We start from the raw sequence: 16,525 nt of genomic DNA on the forward strand, positions 1-16,525 counted from the left end.
GTAGTCTGGGAGCGCCGCGGCACCCCACCATCATCCGCCCCGGCGGAGTCACGGCATGAGGATGAACAACAGGTGCTGATCGCGGGCCGGTACCGGCTGAACACCACCATCGGACGTGGCGCGATGGGGGAGGTCTGGCGTGCTGACGACCAGATGCTCGGCCGGCCCGTCGCCGTCAAACTCCTGCTCGCCCAGGGCACCGACCCGACCGCCGAATCCCGTTTCCGCCTGGAGGCCCAGACCGCGGGCCGGCTCCACCACCCGCATGTCGTCGGGGTCCTCGACTTCGGGGAGCAGGGCGGCCGGCTGTTCCTGGTGATGGAGCTGGTGGAGGGCGACAGCCTCGCCAAGGTGCTGTCCGACGACGGTCCGCTGCCCGCCGAACGGGTCGCGGGCATCGCCGCGCAGGCGGCGGCCGGGCTCGCCGTCGCGCACGAACAGGGCATCGTGCACCGGGACATCAAGCCGGGCAACCTCCTCCTGGACGCCAAGGGCACGGTGAAGATCGGCGACTTCGGCATCGCCCGCTTCATGGACGACCCGTCGGGCGCGCTCACGGCCACCGGGCAGATCGTCGGTACCAGCCTGTACATCGCGCCCGAGCGGGCCCTGGGCAAGCCCGCGGGGCCGGCCAGCGACGTGTACTCCCTCGGCTGCGTGCTCTACCAACTCCTCACCGGGCGGCCCCCGTTCCAGGCCGGCACCCCGATCGCCATCCTGCACCACCATCTCGACACGCCGCCCGTGCCGCCGCGCGAGCTGGGTGCCGTGCTGCCGCCCGCCTTCGAGAACTACCTCCTCGGCCTGCTCGCCAAGCGGCCCGAGGACCGGCCCACCGCCCGGCAGGCCGCCGACTGGTTCGGCGCCGGTGCCTGGCGCGGCCGCCCCGAACCGCTCCCGGCCGCCGCCCCGGCGCCACGGCACGTGCCTGCGGCGGTCCCGGAACCGCCGGTGCCGCCCCGGACGGGGCCGGGGCCGGCGACGACGTACAAGCTCCCCTCCGCGCCCCCGGCCCCGGGCGGCCACCGGGCGGCCCACCGCCAGCGGCCGCCGGCGGCGGCCCATCGGGAGCGTCCTTCGGCGGCGGTCCGTCGGGAACGCCCGCCCGCGGGAGGCCGCCGCGACCGCACCCCGGCCGGCGCCCGGCGCGAACGGCCCTCGCTGCGCGCGCTCGCCGCCCGCAGGCCACGCGTGGTGGGGCTGGCCGCCGCGGCGGTGCTGTTCCTCGTCGCGATGCTCGTGGGCATGGCGATGTTCTGAAATCCCGGCGTCGAGGGGGCGTTGAGTTGACGGAAGATTGACCGGGAGAAGGGAAAAGGCGGCAGAGGCGAACTGTATGGTCGCGCGCATGCCCCCACAGCCCCCACCTTCCTCACGCCTGCCCGTCCTTCCGTACCGCAAGCCCACGCGTGGCCGCGACTACTGGGTCCTCGACGGCGTGCTGCCCAACATCGACGAGGTCAGGGCCCGGTGTCTGGCGAAGGACGACTGGACCGAGGGGTACCCGTACTCGCAGGAGAGCTGGCCGGGGCTGCGGACCATGCCGGGGCTCGAACCGGGCGAACTCGACCGCGTGGAACGGCTGGTGCGCAAGGAGACGGGCGCGCGGCGGCTGTGGCAGGAGACGGCCCCCGGCGGCGGCACCCTCAACCACAACTGCGTCCAGGTCGTCGGCGAGCACGAGGGGGAACCGCGACCGCACACCGACTCGCGCGCGCTGTGCCGCTACGCCGCGGTGCTCTACCTCAGCCCAGGCATCCCCAAGGACTGCGGCACCAGCTTCTACCGGCAGAGCCTGCCGGGCGGCGTCCTCGGCGGCAACCTGGTGCAGGCACCGCACAACAACCTGGTCGAGGCGCTGGGCACGCGGTACGTGCCGGCGGACGCGTTCACCGAGGACGTACGTGTGCCGCAGCGCTACAACCGGCTGCTCCTGTACAAGGCCAACATCATGCACAGCGCGACCGGTTACTGCGGCAGCACCCTGGAGGAGAAGCGCATGACGGCCGTCTTCTTCTGGATGGCCTGACCATCCGGAAGCCTGCCCCGGCCCGGGTCCGGCCCGGACCCGGGCCGGACCCGGGCCGGGGAACGCGTCGTCAGCGCGGGGTGAGCGGAAGGGCGTCCGTGTACCCGTTCACCGGCCGGGGGACCCGCTCGACGGTACGGACGTCCAGCGCGACCGGCGCCGAGGCCGTGCCGAGGGTGCCGCCGGGGTGCCAGGTACCGGTGACCGTCACCCAGGTGTCGGCGGGGAGTCCGGGACCCCCGTGCATCCGCACCTTCACCGACTGGGCGTCCGCCGCGCAGCACGAGAGGATGAGCCGGGTCAGGTCCCAGTCGCTCCCCTTGCCGGGCGTGACGAAGCCGGTCATCCGGACGGTGCGCCCCTCGATGGCCCGCGTGTGGTCCTGCTGCACCCGGGTGGTGAAGTCCGTGAGGGTCATGGGCAGCGGCGAGGTCACGGGCAGCGGGTCGAACCGCTCCTGCACCCGCACCGCCCTGGGCGCCTCGCGCGCGGCGGTGTAGGCGCCGAGGGCGGGCGGCGCGTAGAGGAGCAGGCTGAGCGCCGGCAGGAGCAGCAGCCAGGCGATACGGGGCACCGTGGAGTGGTCGTGGCCGTGGCCGTGCGCGTGCCCGTCCGATCCGCCGCCGTCACCGTCCTCGCGCACCTCCACCTCCCGGGCGGGAACCGCCCCCGCCACCCCCAGCACGAGCAGCAGCACCCCCGACGCGATCAGCAGCGGGCGCAGCCCCTCCTTGACGTACCGCAGGTACAGGTCGGTGAAGAGGGAGGCGTGCAGCAGGCCCAGCCCGCTGAGGACGACCAGGGCCACCTGGGCAGGGCGTTTCACAGCAGGACCCCTCCGATCAGCGCGCTGCAGACGACGGCGACCACGGTGGTCGCGGAGGAGAAGCGGAGCGCGAAGGCCCGGCCGAACGTGCCCGCCTGAAGGGCGATCAGCTTGAGGTCGACCATCGGCCCGACCACCATGAACGCCAGCCGCGCCACGGGCGAGAAGCCGCTGAGCGAGGCGGCCACGAACGCGTCGGCTTCCGAGCAGACCGCGAGGACGACGGCGAGGCCCGCCAGGAAGAGCACCGACAGCCAGGGCGAGCCCGAGAAGGCGTCGAGCACCGAACGCGGAACCACCACGTTGAAGGTGGCGGCGGCCATGGCCCCCAGGACGAGATAGCCGCCCGCGTGCAGGAAGTCGTGCTGGAAGCCGAGCCGGAACTCCCGCAGCCGGCTGTGTCCCGGCCGGTGCCCGGTGTGGCGCACGACGGGCCGCAGCCACTCCTCGCGCCCCAGCCAGAGCCACAGCCAGCCCATCACGGCGGCGGTGGCGAGCGAGGCGAGCAGCCGGGCCGCCACCATGGCGGGGCTGCCGGGGAAGGCGATGGCCGTGGCGGTCAGCACGACCGGGTTGACCGCCGGTGCCGACAGCAGGAACGCGAACGCGGCGGCCGGGGTGACCCCGCGGCGGATCAGGCTGTTCGCGACCGGCACCGACGCGCACTCGCAGCCGGGCAGCACCACGCCGGCGACCCCTGCCACCGGGACCGCGAGCGCGGGCCGTTTGGGCAGCACCCGGCTGAACACACGCGCCGGCACGAACGCGTTGATCGCGCCGGACAGGGCCGTGCCGAGCAGCAGGAACGGCAGCGCCTGCACGGTGACGGCGAGACAGACCGTCCGCCAGGCGGCGACCGCCGGGTCGCCCGGGCCCCGGACGGCGACGACGGTCGCGGCGGAGGCGACCACGGGGAGCACGGCGAGGAGCGGCCAGGGCAGGGGCTTGGGGGGCGTCGGCGCGTCGGCGGTCGCCGTGGGGGCCACGGCGACCGCCTGCGTCAGTTCATCCGTCTTCTGCATCCTCGCTCCGGATTATCAGATCGTCCGACTGAACATAGCGGGCAGCGGTCCCGCACCCCCCGTACCGCCACACCCTCGCTTGTCGGCGATCCCGCTTGTTAGCAATGAGATCCATTTTCATGTAGCGTTGGGGACTGCCGGAGGAGGCCGGCCGGCCCGCGAGAGCCGCCTCCTCGGGACACCGCCTGCCGCGGGAACGGCGGACAACCCCTTCACCCCACCCAGGAGTCGACCCATGCGCGTCGCGTTCGTCGGCAAGGGCGGCAGCGGCAAGACCACCCTGTCCGCCCTCTTCGCACGGCACTTGAGCCGTTCCGGCGCCCCCGTCGTGGCCATCGACGGGGACATCAACCAGCACCTCGCCCACGCCCTCGGCCTCGACGAGGACATGTCCTTCCCCGCCCCTGCGCTCAGCACCCGCATCGATGAGATCAAGGACTTCCTGCGGGGCACGAATCCGCGGATCGCCTCCCGCGAGACGATGATCAAGACGACTCCGCCGGGCCGCGGCTCCCGGCTGCTGCGCCCGCTCGGCGACGACGAGATCCACGCCCGGCACGTCCACGAGATCGGCGGCGTGCCGCTGATGGTGACCGGCGCCTTCGACGAGAGCGACCTCGGCGTGGCCTGCTACCACTCCAAGCTCGGCGCCGTCGAGCTGTACCTCAACCACCTCGTGGACGGCCCCGGCGAGTACGTCGTCGTCGACATGACCGCGGGCGCGGACGCCTTCGCCTCCGGCCTGTTCACCCGCTTCGACCTGACGTTCCTGGTCGTCGAACCGACCCGCAGGAGCGTCTCCGTGCACCGCCAGTACCGGGAGCACGCCGCCGGGTTCGGCGTCCCGGTCGCCGTCGTCGGCAACAAGGTCACCGGCGAGGACGACCTGCTCTTCCTCAAGGAGCACGTGGGCGACGACCTGGTGGCCCACTGCGTGCAGTCCGATGTCGTCCGGGCCCGCGAACAGGGCCGCCCGCACGGTGAACTGGAGCCCGGCAACACGCACGCGCTGCGCCGGCTGCGGGCCGCCGTGGACGCCCGCACCAAGGACTGGGACGCCTTCCAGCGGCACGCCGTCTCCTTCCATCTGCGCAACGCCGCCGCCTGGGCCGACCGGGCCACCGGCCACGCCCTCGCCTCCCAGGTCGACCCGGGCTTCCGGCACGGCCCGGAGGCGCTCCAGCCCACTCGACACACCACCCGGTGAACCACCCCACCCCTCACAGACAGGACGCCCCCTGATGTCGCTCGACGTCTCCCCCCAGCTGCTCGCCGAAGCCGAGTCGGGTCCGATCCGGCAGGAGGACTTCGTGGAAACAGTCCGTACGTCCCTGCCGTACGCATACGACCTGATCGCCCGTCTGGTGGCCGAACTGGGCGCCGGATCGGCCGAGTTCGCCGACAACCAGACCCCGCCGCCGTCGGAGAGGGAGCGCGGGCAGCTCCTGCGGGCGCTGTCCAGCGACGCGATCCGGGGCAGCCTGGAGCGCCACTTCGGGGTGGCCCTCGCGTTCCAGAACTGCCACCGGGTGGCCGTCTTCCGTCCCGAGGACCGCGGCGGCGACACCCACACGCGCTTCACGTCGCCGCGCGCGCAGATCCTCAACCAGTCGCCCGGACTGCGCGACTGCTGACCGCTCCCGAGACCGGCCCCGTGCGGCTCACGGTGTGACGACCCCCACACCGTGAGCCGCGGATTTTACCTGTGTAAGAGATTCCCCCACACCGTCAGGCCGTACTTCTGGACGTCGGAACAACCAGGAGGTGCCATGCGCTTTTCGCGGAACGCGGCGGGAACCCTCTTCGTGGCGGGTGCCCTGACGATGACGCTGACAGCGCTCGTCTATCCGTCGATGCTGGGCGTGCAGAAGGTCTCGAGCGCGCCGTCCCGCGTGATCGCCGCCACCTCCTCGGGACCGCTGACCGAGGCGGACCGCGACTTCGTCGTCAAGGTGCGGGCCGCGGGCCTGTGGGAGTTCCCGTCCGGGGAGCTGGCCCTGAAGAAGGGCACGACCCAGGCCGTGCGCACCGCCGGGCAGCACCTGATCGACGGACACGCCAACCTCGACGCCGCCTGCCGCAAGGTGGCCGCGCAGCTGGGCATCACCCTGCCGAACCAGCCGAGCCCCCAGCAGCAGGGCTTCGTGCAGACGCTGACCGCGGACACGGGCAAGAAGTTCGACGAGGACCTCGCCAACATCCTGCGCGTGACGCACGGCCAGATCTTCCCGGCCATCGCCAACATCCGCGCCACTACGAAGAACACCCTGGTCCGCCAGCTCGCCGACCAGGCCAACGACACGGTCCTCGACCACATCACGGTGCTGGAGCAGACGGGCCTCGTGAACTTCGACCAGGTCCTGTTCCAGGAGACGACCCCGCCGAAGCTCCCGAACAGCGACATGACCCCGCCGGTCCCGCAGCCCGGCGAGCCGACCGTGGTCCTCTCCCCGCCGGCGGGCTTCACCCCGCCGCCCTCGACGACGCCGTCGCCGCAGCCGACCCTGGGCTGAGGGCCGGCGCGGCCCCCGCGAGCGGAGAAAGGTGGGCCCGGCGCTCACCGGGGGAAAAGAGCGCCGGGCCCGTGGAGGATGGTCGAAGGGACGCCGGAGGCGTCATACGGAATACGGGTCAGGCGGTGCCGTACGGTGACACGTGTCCCGCGCCGGGCATGAGGTCCCCCATCGTCATACGCCCGCACCCGGACGACGGCGGAGGGCAGCGCGAAGCCGCCGGGACCGTGGCCGGGAGGAATGGTCGAAGAAAACGCCGGACTCACCGGTCACGTGAGTCACAGCTCGAGCACATAGTCGATCACCCGGCACTCACTGTCAACCTCGTTGAATCTCCGACCATTTCGGAGCGCGTGCCTCCGACGCCCCGGGCACCCGGGGACTCCCGATCGGCCGACCGGGGCGCACCGGCCCCGCGCTGCACGCGAGGCACGACGACCGGTTCCGTACCGTTCCCTGTATGAACTTCTGGTCGATCTATGAACAGGGCTTCGCGCGGATCGCGGCGTGCACCGGCCATGCCGCCATCGCCGACCCGCCCGCCAACGCGGAGGCGGTGCTGCGGCAGGCGCGCCGATGCGCCGGGCAGGGGGTCGCCGTCGCCGTCTTCCCGGAACTCTGCCTCACCGGCTATTCGATCGAGGACCTCCTCCTGCAGGACGCGCTGCTCGACGAGGTCGAGGAGGCCCTGCGGACCGTGGTGGCCGGGTCGGCGGAGCTGATGACGGTGCTCGTCGTCGGCGCCCCGCTGCGCCACCGCCACCGGATCTACAACTGCGCGGTGATCGTGCACCGCGGCCGGATCCTCGGCGTCACCCCCAAGTCCTATCTGCCGACCTACCGGGAGTTCTACGAGCGGCGGCAGCTCGCCTCGGGCGACGACGAGCGCGGCGGGACGATCCTGGTCGGCGGCGCGGCCGTGCCGTTCGGCGTCGATCTGCTCTTCGCGGCGCAGGACGTGCCCGGGCTGGTGCTGCACGCGGAGATCTGCGAGGACATGTGGGTCCCGGTGCCGCCGAGCACCGAGGCGGCGCTGGCCGGCGCGACCGTCCTCGCCAACCTCTCGGGCAGCCCGATCACCGTCGGCCGGGCCGAGGACCGGCGGCTGCTGTGCCGCTCGGCGTCCTCGCGCTGCCTCGCCGCCTACGTCTACGCGGCGGCCGGTCTCGGAGAGTCGACCACCGACCTGTCCTGGGACGGCCAGACCATGATCTACGAGAACGGAGTGCTGCTGGCCGAGACCGACCGGTTCCCGGTCGGCGACCAGTACGCGGTGGCTGACGTGGACCTCGGCCTGCTGCAGCAGGAGCGCCTGCGGATGGGCACCTTCGACGACAACCGCCGTACCCACGCCGCGCGTACCGACGGCTTCCGGCAGGTGCCGTTCCGGCTCGACCCGCCGACGACGGACCTCGGGCTGCTGCGCCGGGTCGAGCGGTTCCCGTTCGTGCCGGCCGACCCCGCCCGGCTGGCCCAGGACTGCTACGAGGCGTACAACATCCAGGTCGCGGGCCTGCAGCAGCGGCTGGCGTCGATCGGCGGCCCGAAGGTCGTCATCGGGGTGTCCGGCGGCCTCGACTCCACCCACGCGCTGATCGTCGCCGCCCGGGCCATGGACCGTGCCGGCCGCCCGCGCAGCGACATCCTGGCCTTCACCCTGCCCGGCTTCGCCACCAGCGAGCACACCAAGGACAACGCCCACAAGCTGATGCGCGCGCTCGGCGTCACCGCGGCCGAGCTGGACATCACACCAACTGCGCGGCTCATGCTCAAGGAGCTCGGCCACCCGTTCTCGGCCGGGGAGCCGGAGTACGACATCACCTTCGAGAACGTGCAGGCCGGGCTGCGCACCGACTACCTGTTCCGGCTGGCCAACCAGCGCGGGGGCATCGTGCTCGGCACCGGGGACCTGTCCGAGCTGGCGCTCGGCTGGTGCACCTACGGCGTCGGCGACCAGATGAGCCACTACAACGTCAACTCCGGCGTGCCCAAGACGCTCATCCAGCACCTGATCCGCTGGGTCATCGACAGCGGGCAGTTCGGCGAGCAGACCGGCGAGACACTGGCCGCGATCCTCGACACGGAGATCAGCCCGGAGCTCGTGCCCGGCGAGGAGCTGCAGTCCACGGAGTCCAAGATCGGCCCGTACGCGCTGCACGACTTCACGCTCTTCCATGTGCTGCGCTACGGCTTCCGGCCGTCGAAGATCGCCTTCCTGGCCTGGCACGCCTGGCACGACCGGGACGCGGGCGCGTGGCCGCCCAACTTCCCCGAGCCCAAGAGGACGGCCTACGACCTGCCGGAGATCCGGCACTGGCTGGAGGTCTTCTGCCGCCGCTTCTTCGGGTTCGCGCAGTTCAAGCGGTCGGCCATGCCGAACGGGCCGAAGGTGTCGGCCGGCGGCTCCCTCTCGCCGCGCGGCGACTGGCGCGCGCCCTCCGACGGTACGGCGGGGGCCTGGCTGCGCGACCTCGCCCGCTGGGACGCGACCGGGACCGGAGGATAGCCAGGGCTCGCCGTGCCACCCGCGGACCGGGTCCGGGTGGGGAGGCCCGCCCCCGTGCCCGGACGGGGGCTGTCCCCACTCCGGACCCGCCTGCCTCGGCTGGTCCTTACCCGGCTGGGTAACGTCGGACCGCTCCTCGTCCGGCCACTCCTCACCCGGCCACTCCTTGTCCGGCTGGTCCTTACCCGGCCGGTCCACGTCGGACCGCTCCTCGTCCGGCCACTCCTCGTCCGGCCGCTCCTCGTCCGGCCACTCCTCGTCCGGCCACTCCTCACCCGGCCGCTCCTCGGCTGACCGCTCGTCAGCGGGCCGGTCCTCACGGGACCGCTGCCCGCCCGGCAGGCGCGCGGGCGTGGCGGCCCTGGTCGCCGTCCTCGTGCTCGCCGTCGCCCCGGCGGCCACGGCGCGGCCGCCGGCCCCCGGAGCCGGAACGCGCTGCGGCCCGCACCACGCGCTCCGGCAGGTCCTGCGCACCCCCACCACCCGGGACGGCATCGCCGGGGCCGCGGTCCTCGTCACCGACCCCGCCCCCGGCGCACCCTGCCGGCGCCGGACCGAGGCCGCTGGAACGGCCGACCTGCGCACCGGCCGTCCCATGAACGCCACCGACCGGCTCCGCATCGGCAGCGTCACCAAGACGTTCACCGCGACCGTCGTCCTGCAGCTCGCCGCCGAGCACCGCGTCCTGCTCGACGCCCCCGTCGACCGCTATCTGCCGGGCCTGATCCGAGGGCACGGCCACGACGGCCGCCGGATCACCGTGCGACAGCTCCTGCAGCACACCAGCGGGCTGCCCGACTACCTCGACGCGCCCGAATGGGAGCACCCCGAACGGCTGCGGTACCGCCACTTCGCGCCCCGCGACCTGGTCGCCCGCGCGCTCGGACTCCCCCGCCCGCAGGGCACCTGGCACTACGCCACCACCAACTACCTCGTCGCGGGCCTGCTCGTGCGCGCGGTCACCGGCCACGAGCCCGAGACGGAGATCACCCGGCGGATCATCCGGCCCCTGGGGCTGCGCGACACGTACTGGCCCGGTGACGGGACCCGCATCCGGGGGCCGCACTCGCGCAGTTACTTCACCGCGGACGGCCGCCGCGCCGACGGCACCGCCTGGAACATGACCTTCGGCGGCGTCGGCGGCGCCCTGGTCTCCACCCCCGCCGACCTGGCACGGTTCTCCGCCGCCCTGCTCGGTGGCCGTCTGCTGCCCCCGGACCGGCTGGCCGAGATGCGGCGCACGGTGGCCGCCGACCCCGACCGGCTCTGGCCCGGCGCCCGCTACGGGCTGGGCCTGATCGCCTCCCCGCTGCGCTGCGGCGGCATGTGGTGGGGGCACGCCGGGACCGTGCCCGGCGGCCACCGGGCGCTGACCGCCGTCGGCCCCGGAGGCCGCGCCGTCTCCGTCGCGCTCAACGAGGTACCGGCCACGCTCCGGGCCGAACAGGACTTCCTCGACCTCGTCCAGACCGCCCTCTGCGAGGGCGGGTCCTCGGAAGGAACCCGCGCATGACCGGCTTCACGTCCCTCGCCCGGTACGGCACCTCATCGCGGGCCCGCTTACGACGGCCGGCCCGGGGCGCCGCGGGCCCGGCCGCCCTGTGCCTCGCCGCCGCCCTGGCCCTCACCGCGCTGCCCGCCGCGGCCGCCCCGGCCCGCACGGCCGCCGACCCCCTCGCCCGCTACCACCACCAGCACCTCACCTGGAAGAGCTGCGTGCTCGCCCCGGACGACGACACCGGCAGGCAGCTCCGGCAGGCGGGCGCCCGGTGCACCGACGTCACCGTGCCGCTCGACTACGCCGCCCCCGGCGGCCGTACGATCACCGTCGCGATCTCCCGGATCCGGGCCACCGACACCGCCCATCGCGTCGGACCGCTGCTCCTCAACGGCGGCGGCCCCGGCGGGCAGACGCTCGGCGACCCACCGTGGGTGCGCGGCGCGATGAAGGATGTCGGCGCACGCTACGACATCGTGGGCGTCGACCCCCGCTTCGTCGGCCGCAGCACGCCGCTGGACTGCCACTGGCCCACCGGCACCTCCTTCCGCGGCGCGGGCACCGACCGCGCCGGGTTCGACCGCACCGCGGCCTTCGCCGCGGACCTGGCCCGCCGCTGCCGCAGCCACGCGGGCGACGTGCTGCCGTACGCCACCACCCGGAACACGGCGCGCGACATGGACGTCGTCCGCGCCGCGCTCGGCGAGCGGCGGATCTCCTACCTCGGCTACTCGTACGGCAGTTACCTCGGGCAGGTGTACGCCACGATGTTCCCGGGCCGCACCGACCGCGTCGTCCTCGACGGCGTGGCCGACCCGCACCGCTACGGCCCCCGGCTGCTGCGCGGCACGGAGGCGGCGAACCGGCACGCGCTGGCGGACTGGGCGGACTGGGCCGCCGCCCGCGACACCGCGTACGGACTGGGCCGCACCCGGGGGGCGGTGCTGGCCGCCGTGGAGCACGTGCGGGCCGCCGCCGCCCGCTCGCCGCTGCGGCTCGCGGCCGGCGGGTGGACGAGCACACGCTGCCGGTCCTCCGGCTGAACCGGGCCCCGCCCTTCCGCCCGGCGCAGCGGCCGGAAGGGCGGGGCGCCGGGGACACATCGGGACCGTACCCGTGGCGCGGCTCACCGGCCCGGGCCTCCGGCGCCTCGAACGGTCCCCCACCGCTGGCCCCCGGCCTCCCCCGCGCCGAAGCTGGCCCCATGGACGCCCCGCCCCGTGACGGTCTGCCGCCCTTCGAGGACCGGACCGACTTCGACAACGCCGATCGCGGGTTCGTCGCCGCCCTCACGCCCCGGGTGGTGACGACCGAGGACGGGCGCGTGGTGTGGGACGGGGACGCCTACGGGTTCCTGGACGCGGACCGTCCCGGCACCGCGCACCCCAGTCTGTGGCGGCAGTCGCAGCTGTGCGCGCGGCAGGGGCTGTACGAGGTGACCGAGGGCCTCTACCAGGTGCGCGGGCTCGACCTGGCCAACATGACGCTCGTCGAGGGCCACAGCGGCGTCATCGTCGTCGACCCGCTCGTCTCCGCCGAGTGCGCGGCGGCCGCCCTCGCCGTCTACCGCAGGGAACGCGGTCCGCGGCCCGTCACCGGGCTGGTGTACACCCACTCCCACGTCGACCACTTCGGCGGCGCGCGCGGAGTGCTGCCGCGCGGCAAGGAGGCGGGCGTGCCGGTCCTCGCCCCCGTCGGCTTCCTGGAGGCCGCGGTCAGCGAGAACGTGTTCGCCGGTCCCGCGGTGGCCCGCCGCTCCGGGTTCGTGCACGGAGTGCGGCTGCCGAAGGGGCCCGACGGGCACATCGGCACCGGTCTCGGCACGATCAGGTCCGGCGGCACGGTCACCCTCGTACCGCCGACCGTCGACATCACGCACACGGGGCAGACGGAGACCGTCGACGGCGTCCGGATGCTGTTCCAGCTGACACCGGGCACCGAGGCGCCGGCCGAGATGCACTTCCTCTTCCCCGAGCAGCGCGCGCTGTGCCTCGCCGAGAACGTCACACACACCCAGCACAACATCCTGACCCTGCGCGGCGCCCTCGTCCGCGACGCCCGGGTCTGGTCCCGCTGCCTCGACGAGGCCATCGACTTCTTCGGGGACGCCTACGACGTGGCCTTCGCCTCCCACCACTGGCCCACCTGGGGGCACGAGAACGTGGTGCGCCTGCTGGCGGAGCAGCGGGACCTGTACGCCTACCTGCACGACCAGACCCTGCGGCTGCTGAACAGCGGCCTGACCGGCCCGGAGATCGCGGAGGAGCTGCGGCTGCCGCCCGCCCTGGAGAACGCCTGGCACGCACGGGGCTACTACGGGTCCCTGAACCACAACGTCAAGGCCGTCTACCAGCGCTACATGGGCTGGTACGACGGCAACCCCGCCCACCTGTGGGAGCACCCGCCGGCCGAACTCGCCAAGCGGTACGTGGAGGTGGCGGGCGGGCCGGGGGCGATGCTCGTGGCGGCCCGGCGGTACGCCGACGCCGGCGACCTGCGCTTCGCCGCCACCCTCCTCAACCACCTCGTCTTCGCCGACCCCGCCGACCAGGAGGCGAAGGAGGCGCTGGCCGGTGTGTACCAGCGGCTCGGGCACGGCGCCGAGAGCGGGTCCTGGCGGAACATCTATCTGACCGGGGCGCTGGAGCTGCGCACGGGCACGGGCGGGGCCGACGTCACCACGGACACCGCCGAGATGACATCGGCGCTCAGTGTGAGCATGCTCCTCGACTCCATCGCGATCCGCATCGACGGCCCGCGCGCGGCGAACGAACCGCGGCTGATCATCGACCTGGTCGTGGTCGACGAACAGCGCCGGCACCGGCTCAACCTGGAGCACGGCGCGCTCACCCACCGCAGCCTGCCGCTGCACCGCACGCCGAAGCCGCACGCGGGCCTGACGCTCACCCTGACCCGCCCCGAACTCCTCGGCCTGCTGTCGGGCAAGGGGCTCGCGGGCATCGAGACGGAGGGCGACCGGGGCCTGCTGAAGCGGCTGTTCTCGTATGTGACGCAGCCGGAGCGGGAGTTCGCGGTCGTCACGCCGTAGGCGCGCCTACAGCGGCGGCTGGGCCGGTGCCGGGCCCAGGGTCGTCGTGCCCGGCGCGGTGCGATGGCCGAGGCCCGTGCGATAGGCGTCCAGGGCCGCCTCCACCCGGCCCGTGCGGCGCAGCAGATCGCCGAGCAGCCGGCACAGGTCCGCCAGGTCGCCCGCCGCGCCCGCCCGCTCCAGCAGGCTCAGCGCACGGACGTAGTGCTCCTCCGCGGCCTCCGTGTCGCGCGCGTCCTCCGCGATGATGCCCAGCAGGCGGTGCGCGGCGGCGGAGTGCACGGCGCCGCGCTCGGGCCCGATGTCGCCGAGCACCTCGTGCAGCAGGGCCGCCGCCTCGGCCGACTCGCCGCGCCGGTGCAGCACGTCCGCCAGCTCCACCGCGGCCTGGCTGCGGTAGAGGGCCGCCCGGGTCGCGGAGAGCATGGCGAGGGCCTCGCGCAACTCGCTCTCGGAGCGCTCCAGTTCGCCGTTCTGCGCGTACAGGTAGCCGCGCATCCAGTGGCAGTTGGCCAGCTCGGTGCGGATCTGCAGCTGCCGGTAGAGTTCGGCCGCCTTGACGAGGGAGGCGTCCGCCTCCGCGATTCGGCCCTCCGCGATGAGCGTGCGCGCCACCGACCGGTGCATGCGTGCGACCAGCGCCGGGTCCTTGACCTGGGGCGCCAGCGCCAGGGCGAACTCTGCCGCCTGGGCCGCCCGGGCGTGCGCGCCCATGTCCATGTACGGGCCTATGGCGCTCGCGTAGAGCAGCAGCAGGGCGTCCGGGTCGTGCAGTCCTGAACGATTGAGCTCGTCGAGGGTCGACTCCAGCAGGTAGCAGGCGTACCGGAGTTCACCGGCGAGGTAGTGGGAGACGGCGCGGCCGCGCAGCGCCGGGACCCGGCTGGGCAGGGGCGCGTCGCCCAGCCGCTCCTCCGCCCGTTCGAAGTACTTCCGTCCGGTCGCCAGGTCACCCAGCTCCAGCGCGCACTCGCCGAGCCCGAGCAGCGCGGCGGCCTGCTCGGCCACGAGCCCGTGCGCGTCGGCCTCGCCGAGCAGCTCGCGGTACTGCTCGGCGGCGATCTCCGCCTCGCCGGTGGCGAGGGTGCGCTGCGCGTCCGTGAGCCTGAGGCGCAGACCGGTGGCGAGATGGGCCGGACGGCCGGTGGCTAGCTCGTCGAAGGCGACGCCGAGCCGCTCGGCGAGATGCCTCAGCGCCTCGTCGGAGGGGCGGACCCGGCCGGCCTCCAGGGTGGAGATGTACGCGGGCGTGTAGGCGGGCTCGGCCAGCTGCCTCTGGGTCAGGCCCCGTTCATGCCGCAGCCGCTGCACCCTGCGCCCGATGGTCTCCGGGTCGTCCCGATCCGCCATGCGCTTCATCATGCCAGTAAGCACACTTGAGGGCGGCGCCTTGCTGACTTCTTGTCAATTTCTTTCTCCGGGACCCGACATGGTCGTTCGCCTGGCCCTCTTCCCGCCGGGCCGCTCCCGCCCCTAGGTTGGGGAACACGTTAAGCGTGCTTAATTCGTCGCTGTCATTGCGAGGTCGGTCGCCGTGCCCGGACACCCTCCCGTACGCCACGGACGCATCCCCGCGCGGTACGTCAGGGGGCTCGGCGCGGCCGTCGTGGCCGTGGCCACGCTGATCACAGCGGCCAACGCGGGCCCCGCCCGGGCCGCCGGTCCGGAGCCGGAGCCGGTCCGGCACACCCGGCCCTCCCGGCCGGACGTGCACACCTGGCCGGACGTGCACACCCGGCCGGCCGTGCACGTCCAGCCGGCCGGGCACGCCCAGCCCACCCGGCACATCGGCGGCGCCCAGCGCCCCCAGGGTCTCCGGCATTCCTAGCCCCCGGCGGGCCGGCGCCGGCCGGCTATCCGGGGACGCGCTGGTCCTGCCCCAGTTCCTCCAGGTGCCGCCGTACGTGCCCGAGCGCTCCCTCGCGGCGGCCCGGCACCCGTTCGCGCAGCCCGGCCAGGGCAGGCCCCAGTGCGCGGGCCCGGGCCACGTCGCGCATGCGGCCCCACTGGTGGTGGGCGCGGTCCACGGCCGCCTCCACCGCCGCATCCCCGGGGTCCTGGCCCGCCGAGAGCCGGGCGGCGGCGACCGCCATCCAGGTCTCGCAGCTGTGGCCGGGGTCCCCGGCGAGCATCGCCAGGTCGGCGCGGACCTCCATCCAGTGCAGGGCCTCCTCGGAGCCCGCGCCGTGCTCCCGGACCGCCGCCCGCTCCCACCGCGCGGCGAGCGCGGCCGCCTCCGCGTGCCGCCCGTCCTGGACGGCGGCCGTGAGCGCGGCGTGCGGGTCGGGCGGTGCCGGAACGGCGGCCGGGGGCGGCGCGGGGGTGGAGAGCGCGGTGGGCCGGGGCGGCTGCGGGGCCGGGGTGCCGCCCTGCGGGAACGGCGCGCCCCACGCCGGGGCGAGGATGACGTCCCCCTGGGGGGCGGCATCCGCGTACGCCCTGGTCAGCGCCTGGTGGTGGAGGGTCGCCGGGTCCGGGCGGTGGCCGCTGCGCAGGATCGTCGCCAGGGCCTTCATATAGGCCGGGGCCGCCGGCGCGCGGCGCGGGGGCGGCGGCGCGAGGCGGCCGTAGAGCGTGACCGAGGGGCCGCAGTCGAGGACGGGGGTACCCCCTGTGCGAGCGAAGCCGAGAGCTTGGGGGAGGGCGTGCAGGTGCCGCCAGGTCTCCGGGTCGGCGTGCAGGTCCGCGAACACCGTGCTGGTGCCGGGCGGGCGCAGCCGCAGCTCCTCGCGGATCCAGTGCCAGGGGAAGCCGGTGTAGCGGACCGTGGCGGGTGTGGTGCGGGCCAGCGCCAGGTGCGGCAGGTGCTGGCGGCGGTCGAGCTGCAGCTGCCCGGTGACGTACACCGTGAGCGGGCCGGGGGCGGCCGCCGCGGCGCGCAGCCGGGTGAGGACGGCCTGCGGCTCCAGCGGGTCGGCGAGTTCGACCACGTTCGCGGTGTCCGTCCCGGACAGCACCGGCGGGGCGACGGCCGCGAGCACCGGGAGCACGGAGGCCGCGTCCACCAGGCACCCCTTGCCCGCCGGCGAGGCCGCGAGCAGCAGCACGGTTCCGGGCATGCGTTCCCTCCCCGATCGATCAC

Annotated in this window: 13 protein-coding genes and 1 pseudogene; 10 read left to right on the top strand and 4 right to left on the bottom strand. The window is 74.1% G+C overall.

Going from position 1 to position 16,525, the window contains the following annotated elements:
• The first annotated feature begins 72 nt into the window (after positions 1-72).
• Both ACZ79I_RS19355 and ACZ79I_RS19360 read left to right on the top strand, forming a co-directional pair.
• Positions 73-1,260 (top strand): serine/threonine-protein kinase, encoded by a 1,188-nt coding sequence (locus ACZ79I_RS19355; RefSeq protein ID WP_471498762.1) that lies wholly within the window; start codon positions 73-75, stop codon positions 1,258-1,260.
• Positions 1,261-1,348: 88 nt separating this feature from the next.
• A complete protein-coding gene (locus tag ACZ79I_RS19360; protein ID WP_471498763.1) occupies positions 1,349-2,029 on the top strand; it encodes a DUF6445 family protein in 681 nt (226 codons plus the stop codon).
• A 70-nt stretch (positions 2,030-2,099) separates the two neighbouring features.
• Here ACZ79I_RS19360 and ACZ79I_RS19365 read toward each other — a convergent pair whose 3' ends face one another.
• Positions 2,100-2,855, bottom strand: a complete 756-nt coding sequence (locus ACZ79I_RS19365) for a TIGR03943 family putative permease subunit (RefSeq protein ID WP_471498764.1) — start codon at positions 2,853-2,855, stop codon at positions 2,100-2,102.
• Entirely contained in the window at positions 2,852-3,877 is a 1,026-nt protein-coding gene (locus tag ACZ79I_RS19370; protein WP_471498765.1) for a permease, read from the bottom strand. The genes ACZ79I_RS19365 and ACZ79I_RS19370 overlap by 4 nt, the downstream gene beginning before the upstream one ends.
• Positions 3,878-4,112: 235 nt before the next feature.
• Here ACZ79I_RS19370 and ACZ79I_RS19375 point away from each other — a divergent pair, with 235 nt between their 5' ends.
• The 7 genes and pseudogenes from ACZ79I_RS19375 to ACZ79I_RS19405 all read left to right on the top strand — a co-directional run bounded on the left by ACZ79I_RS19375 (position 4,113) and on the right by ACZ79I_RS19405 (position 13,443).
• Positions 4,113-5,084, top strand: coding sequence for an ATP-binding protein (locus tag ACZ79I_RS19375; RefSeq protein WP_471498766.1), 972 nt, complete (start codon positions 4,113-4,115; stop codon positions 5,082-5,084).
• A gap of 34 nt (positions 5,085-5,118) precedes the next feature.
• Positions 5,119-5,511 carry an SCO5389 family protein gene (locus ACZ79I_RS19380; protein ID WP_471498767.1) on the top strand — a complete coding sequence of 131 codons (393 nt, stop codon included), beginning with the start codon at positions 5,119-5,121 and terminating at the stop codon, positions 5,509-5,511.
• Between the two features lie 135 nt (positions 5,512-5,646).
• On the top strand, positions 5,647-6,390 hold the full coding sequence (locus tag ACZ79I_RS19385; protein ID WP_471498768.1) for a DUF4142 domain-containing protein: 744 nt from the start codon (positions 5,647-5,649) through the stop codon (positions 6,388-6,390).
• Positions 6,391-6,850: 460 nt separating this feature from the next.
• Entirely contained in the window at positions 6,851-8,896 is a 2,046-nt protein-coding gene (locus ACZ79I_RS19390) for an NAD(+) synthase (protein ID WP_471498769.1), read from the top strand.
• Between the two features lie 352 nt (positions 8,897-9,248).
• The gene (locus ACZ79I_RS19395) at positions 9,249-10,409 is read left to right on the top strand and encodes a serine hydrolase domain-containing protein (protein ID WP_471498770.1); all 1,161 of its coding nucleotides are present in this window, start codon (positions 9,249-9,251) and stop codon (positions 10,407-10,409) included.
• Positions 10,406-11,436 (top strand): annotated as a pseudogene (locus ACZ79I_RS19400) (alpha/beta fold hydrolase); the annotation flags it as partial. The gene ACZ79I_RS19395 and the pseudogene ACZ79I_RS19400, both read left to right, overlap by 4 nt.
• Positions 11,437-11,598: 162 nt before the next feature.
• Positions 11,599-13,443 carry an alkyl/aryl-sulfatase gene (locus ACZ79I_RS19405; RefSeq protein WP_471505079.1) on the top strand — a complete coding sequence of 615 codons (1,845 nt, stop codon included), beginning with the start codon at positions 11,599-11,601 and terminating at the stop codon, positions 13,441-13,443.
• Between the two features lie 6 nt (positions 13,444-13,449).
• On the opposite strand, the gene ACZ79I_RS19410 is transcribed toward ACZ79I_RS19405, so the two are convergent.
• Positions 13,450-14,793, bottom strand: coding sequence for a helix-turn-helix domain-containing protein (locus ACZ79I_RS19410; protein ID WP_471498771.1), 1,344 nt, complete (start codon positions 14,791-14,793; stop codon positions 13,450-13,452).
• 184 nt (positions 14,794-14,977) lie between these two features.
• Here ACZ79I_RS19410 and ACZ79I_RS19415 point away from each other — a divergent pair, with 184 nt between their 5' ends.
• Positions 14,978-15,271: a hypothetical protein gene (locus ACZ79I_RS19415; RefSeq protein ID WP_471505531.1), complete on the top strand. Its 294-nt coding sequence runs from the start codon at positions 14,978-14,980 to the stop codon at positions 15,269-15,271.
• Positions 15,272-15,296: 25 nt separating this feature from the next.
• On the opposite strand, the gene ACZ79I_RS19420 is transcribed toward ACZ79I_RS19415, so the two are convergent.
• Complete coding sequence (locus ACZ79I_RS19420; RefSeq protein WP_471498772.1) at positions 15,297-16,502, bottom strand: hypothetical protein; 1,206 nt, start codon at positions 16,500-16,502, stop codon at positions 15,297-15,299.
• Positions 16,503-16,525 lie beyond the last annotated feature (23 nt).

Source organism: Streptomyces sp. PSU-S4-23 (assembly GCF_055632315.1).

Excerpts from the sequence above, each read along its gene's own strand:
- ACZ79I_RS19410 (WP_471498771.1), bottom strand. The coding sequence starts at position 14,793 with ATGGCGGATCGGGACGACCCGGAGACCATCGGGCGCAGGGTGCAGCGG.
- ACZ79I_RS19385 (WP_471498768.1), top strand. The coding sequence starts at position 5,647 with ATGCGCTTTTCGCGGAACGCGGCGGGAACCCTCTTCGTGGCGGGTGCC.
- ACZ79I_RS19380 (WP_471498767.1), top strand. The coding sequence starts at position 5,119 with ATGTCGCTCGACGTCTCCCCCCAGCTGCTCGCCGAAGCCGAGTCGGGT.
- ACZ79I_RS19370 (WP_471498765.1), bottom strand. The coding sequence starts at position 3,877 with ATGCAGAAGACGGATGAACTGACGCAGGCGGTCGCCGTGGCCCCCACG.
- ACZ79I_RS19420 (WP_471498772.1), bottom strand. The coding sequence starts at position 16,502 with ATGCCCGGAACCGTGCTGCTGCTCGCGGCCTCGCCGGCGGGCAAGGGG.
- ACZ79I_RS19390 (WP_471498769.1), top strand. The coding sequence starts at position 6,851 with ATGAACTTCTGGTCGATCTATGAACAGGGCTTCGCGCGGATCGCGGCG.
- ACZ79I_RS19360 (WP_471498763.1), top strand. The coding sequence starts at position 1,349 with ATGCCCCCACAGCCCCCACCTTCCTCACGCCTGCCCGTCCTTCCGTAC.
- ACZ79I_RS19375 (WP_471498766.1), top strand. The coding sequence starts at position 4,113 with ATGCGCGTCGCGTTCGTCGGCAAGGGCGGCAGCGGCAAGACCACCCTG.
- ACZ79I_RS19405 (WP_471505079.1), top strand. The coding sequence starts at position 11,599 with ATGGACGCCCCGCCCCGTGACGGTCTGCCGCCCTTCGAGGACCGGACC.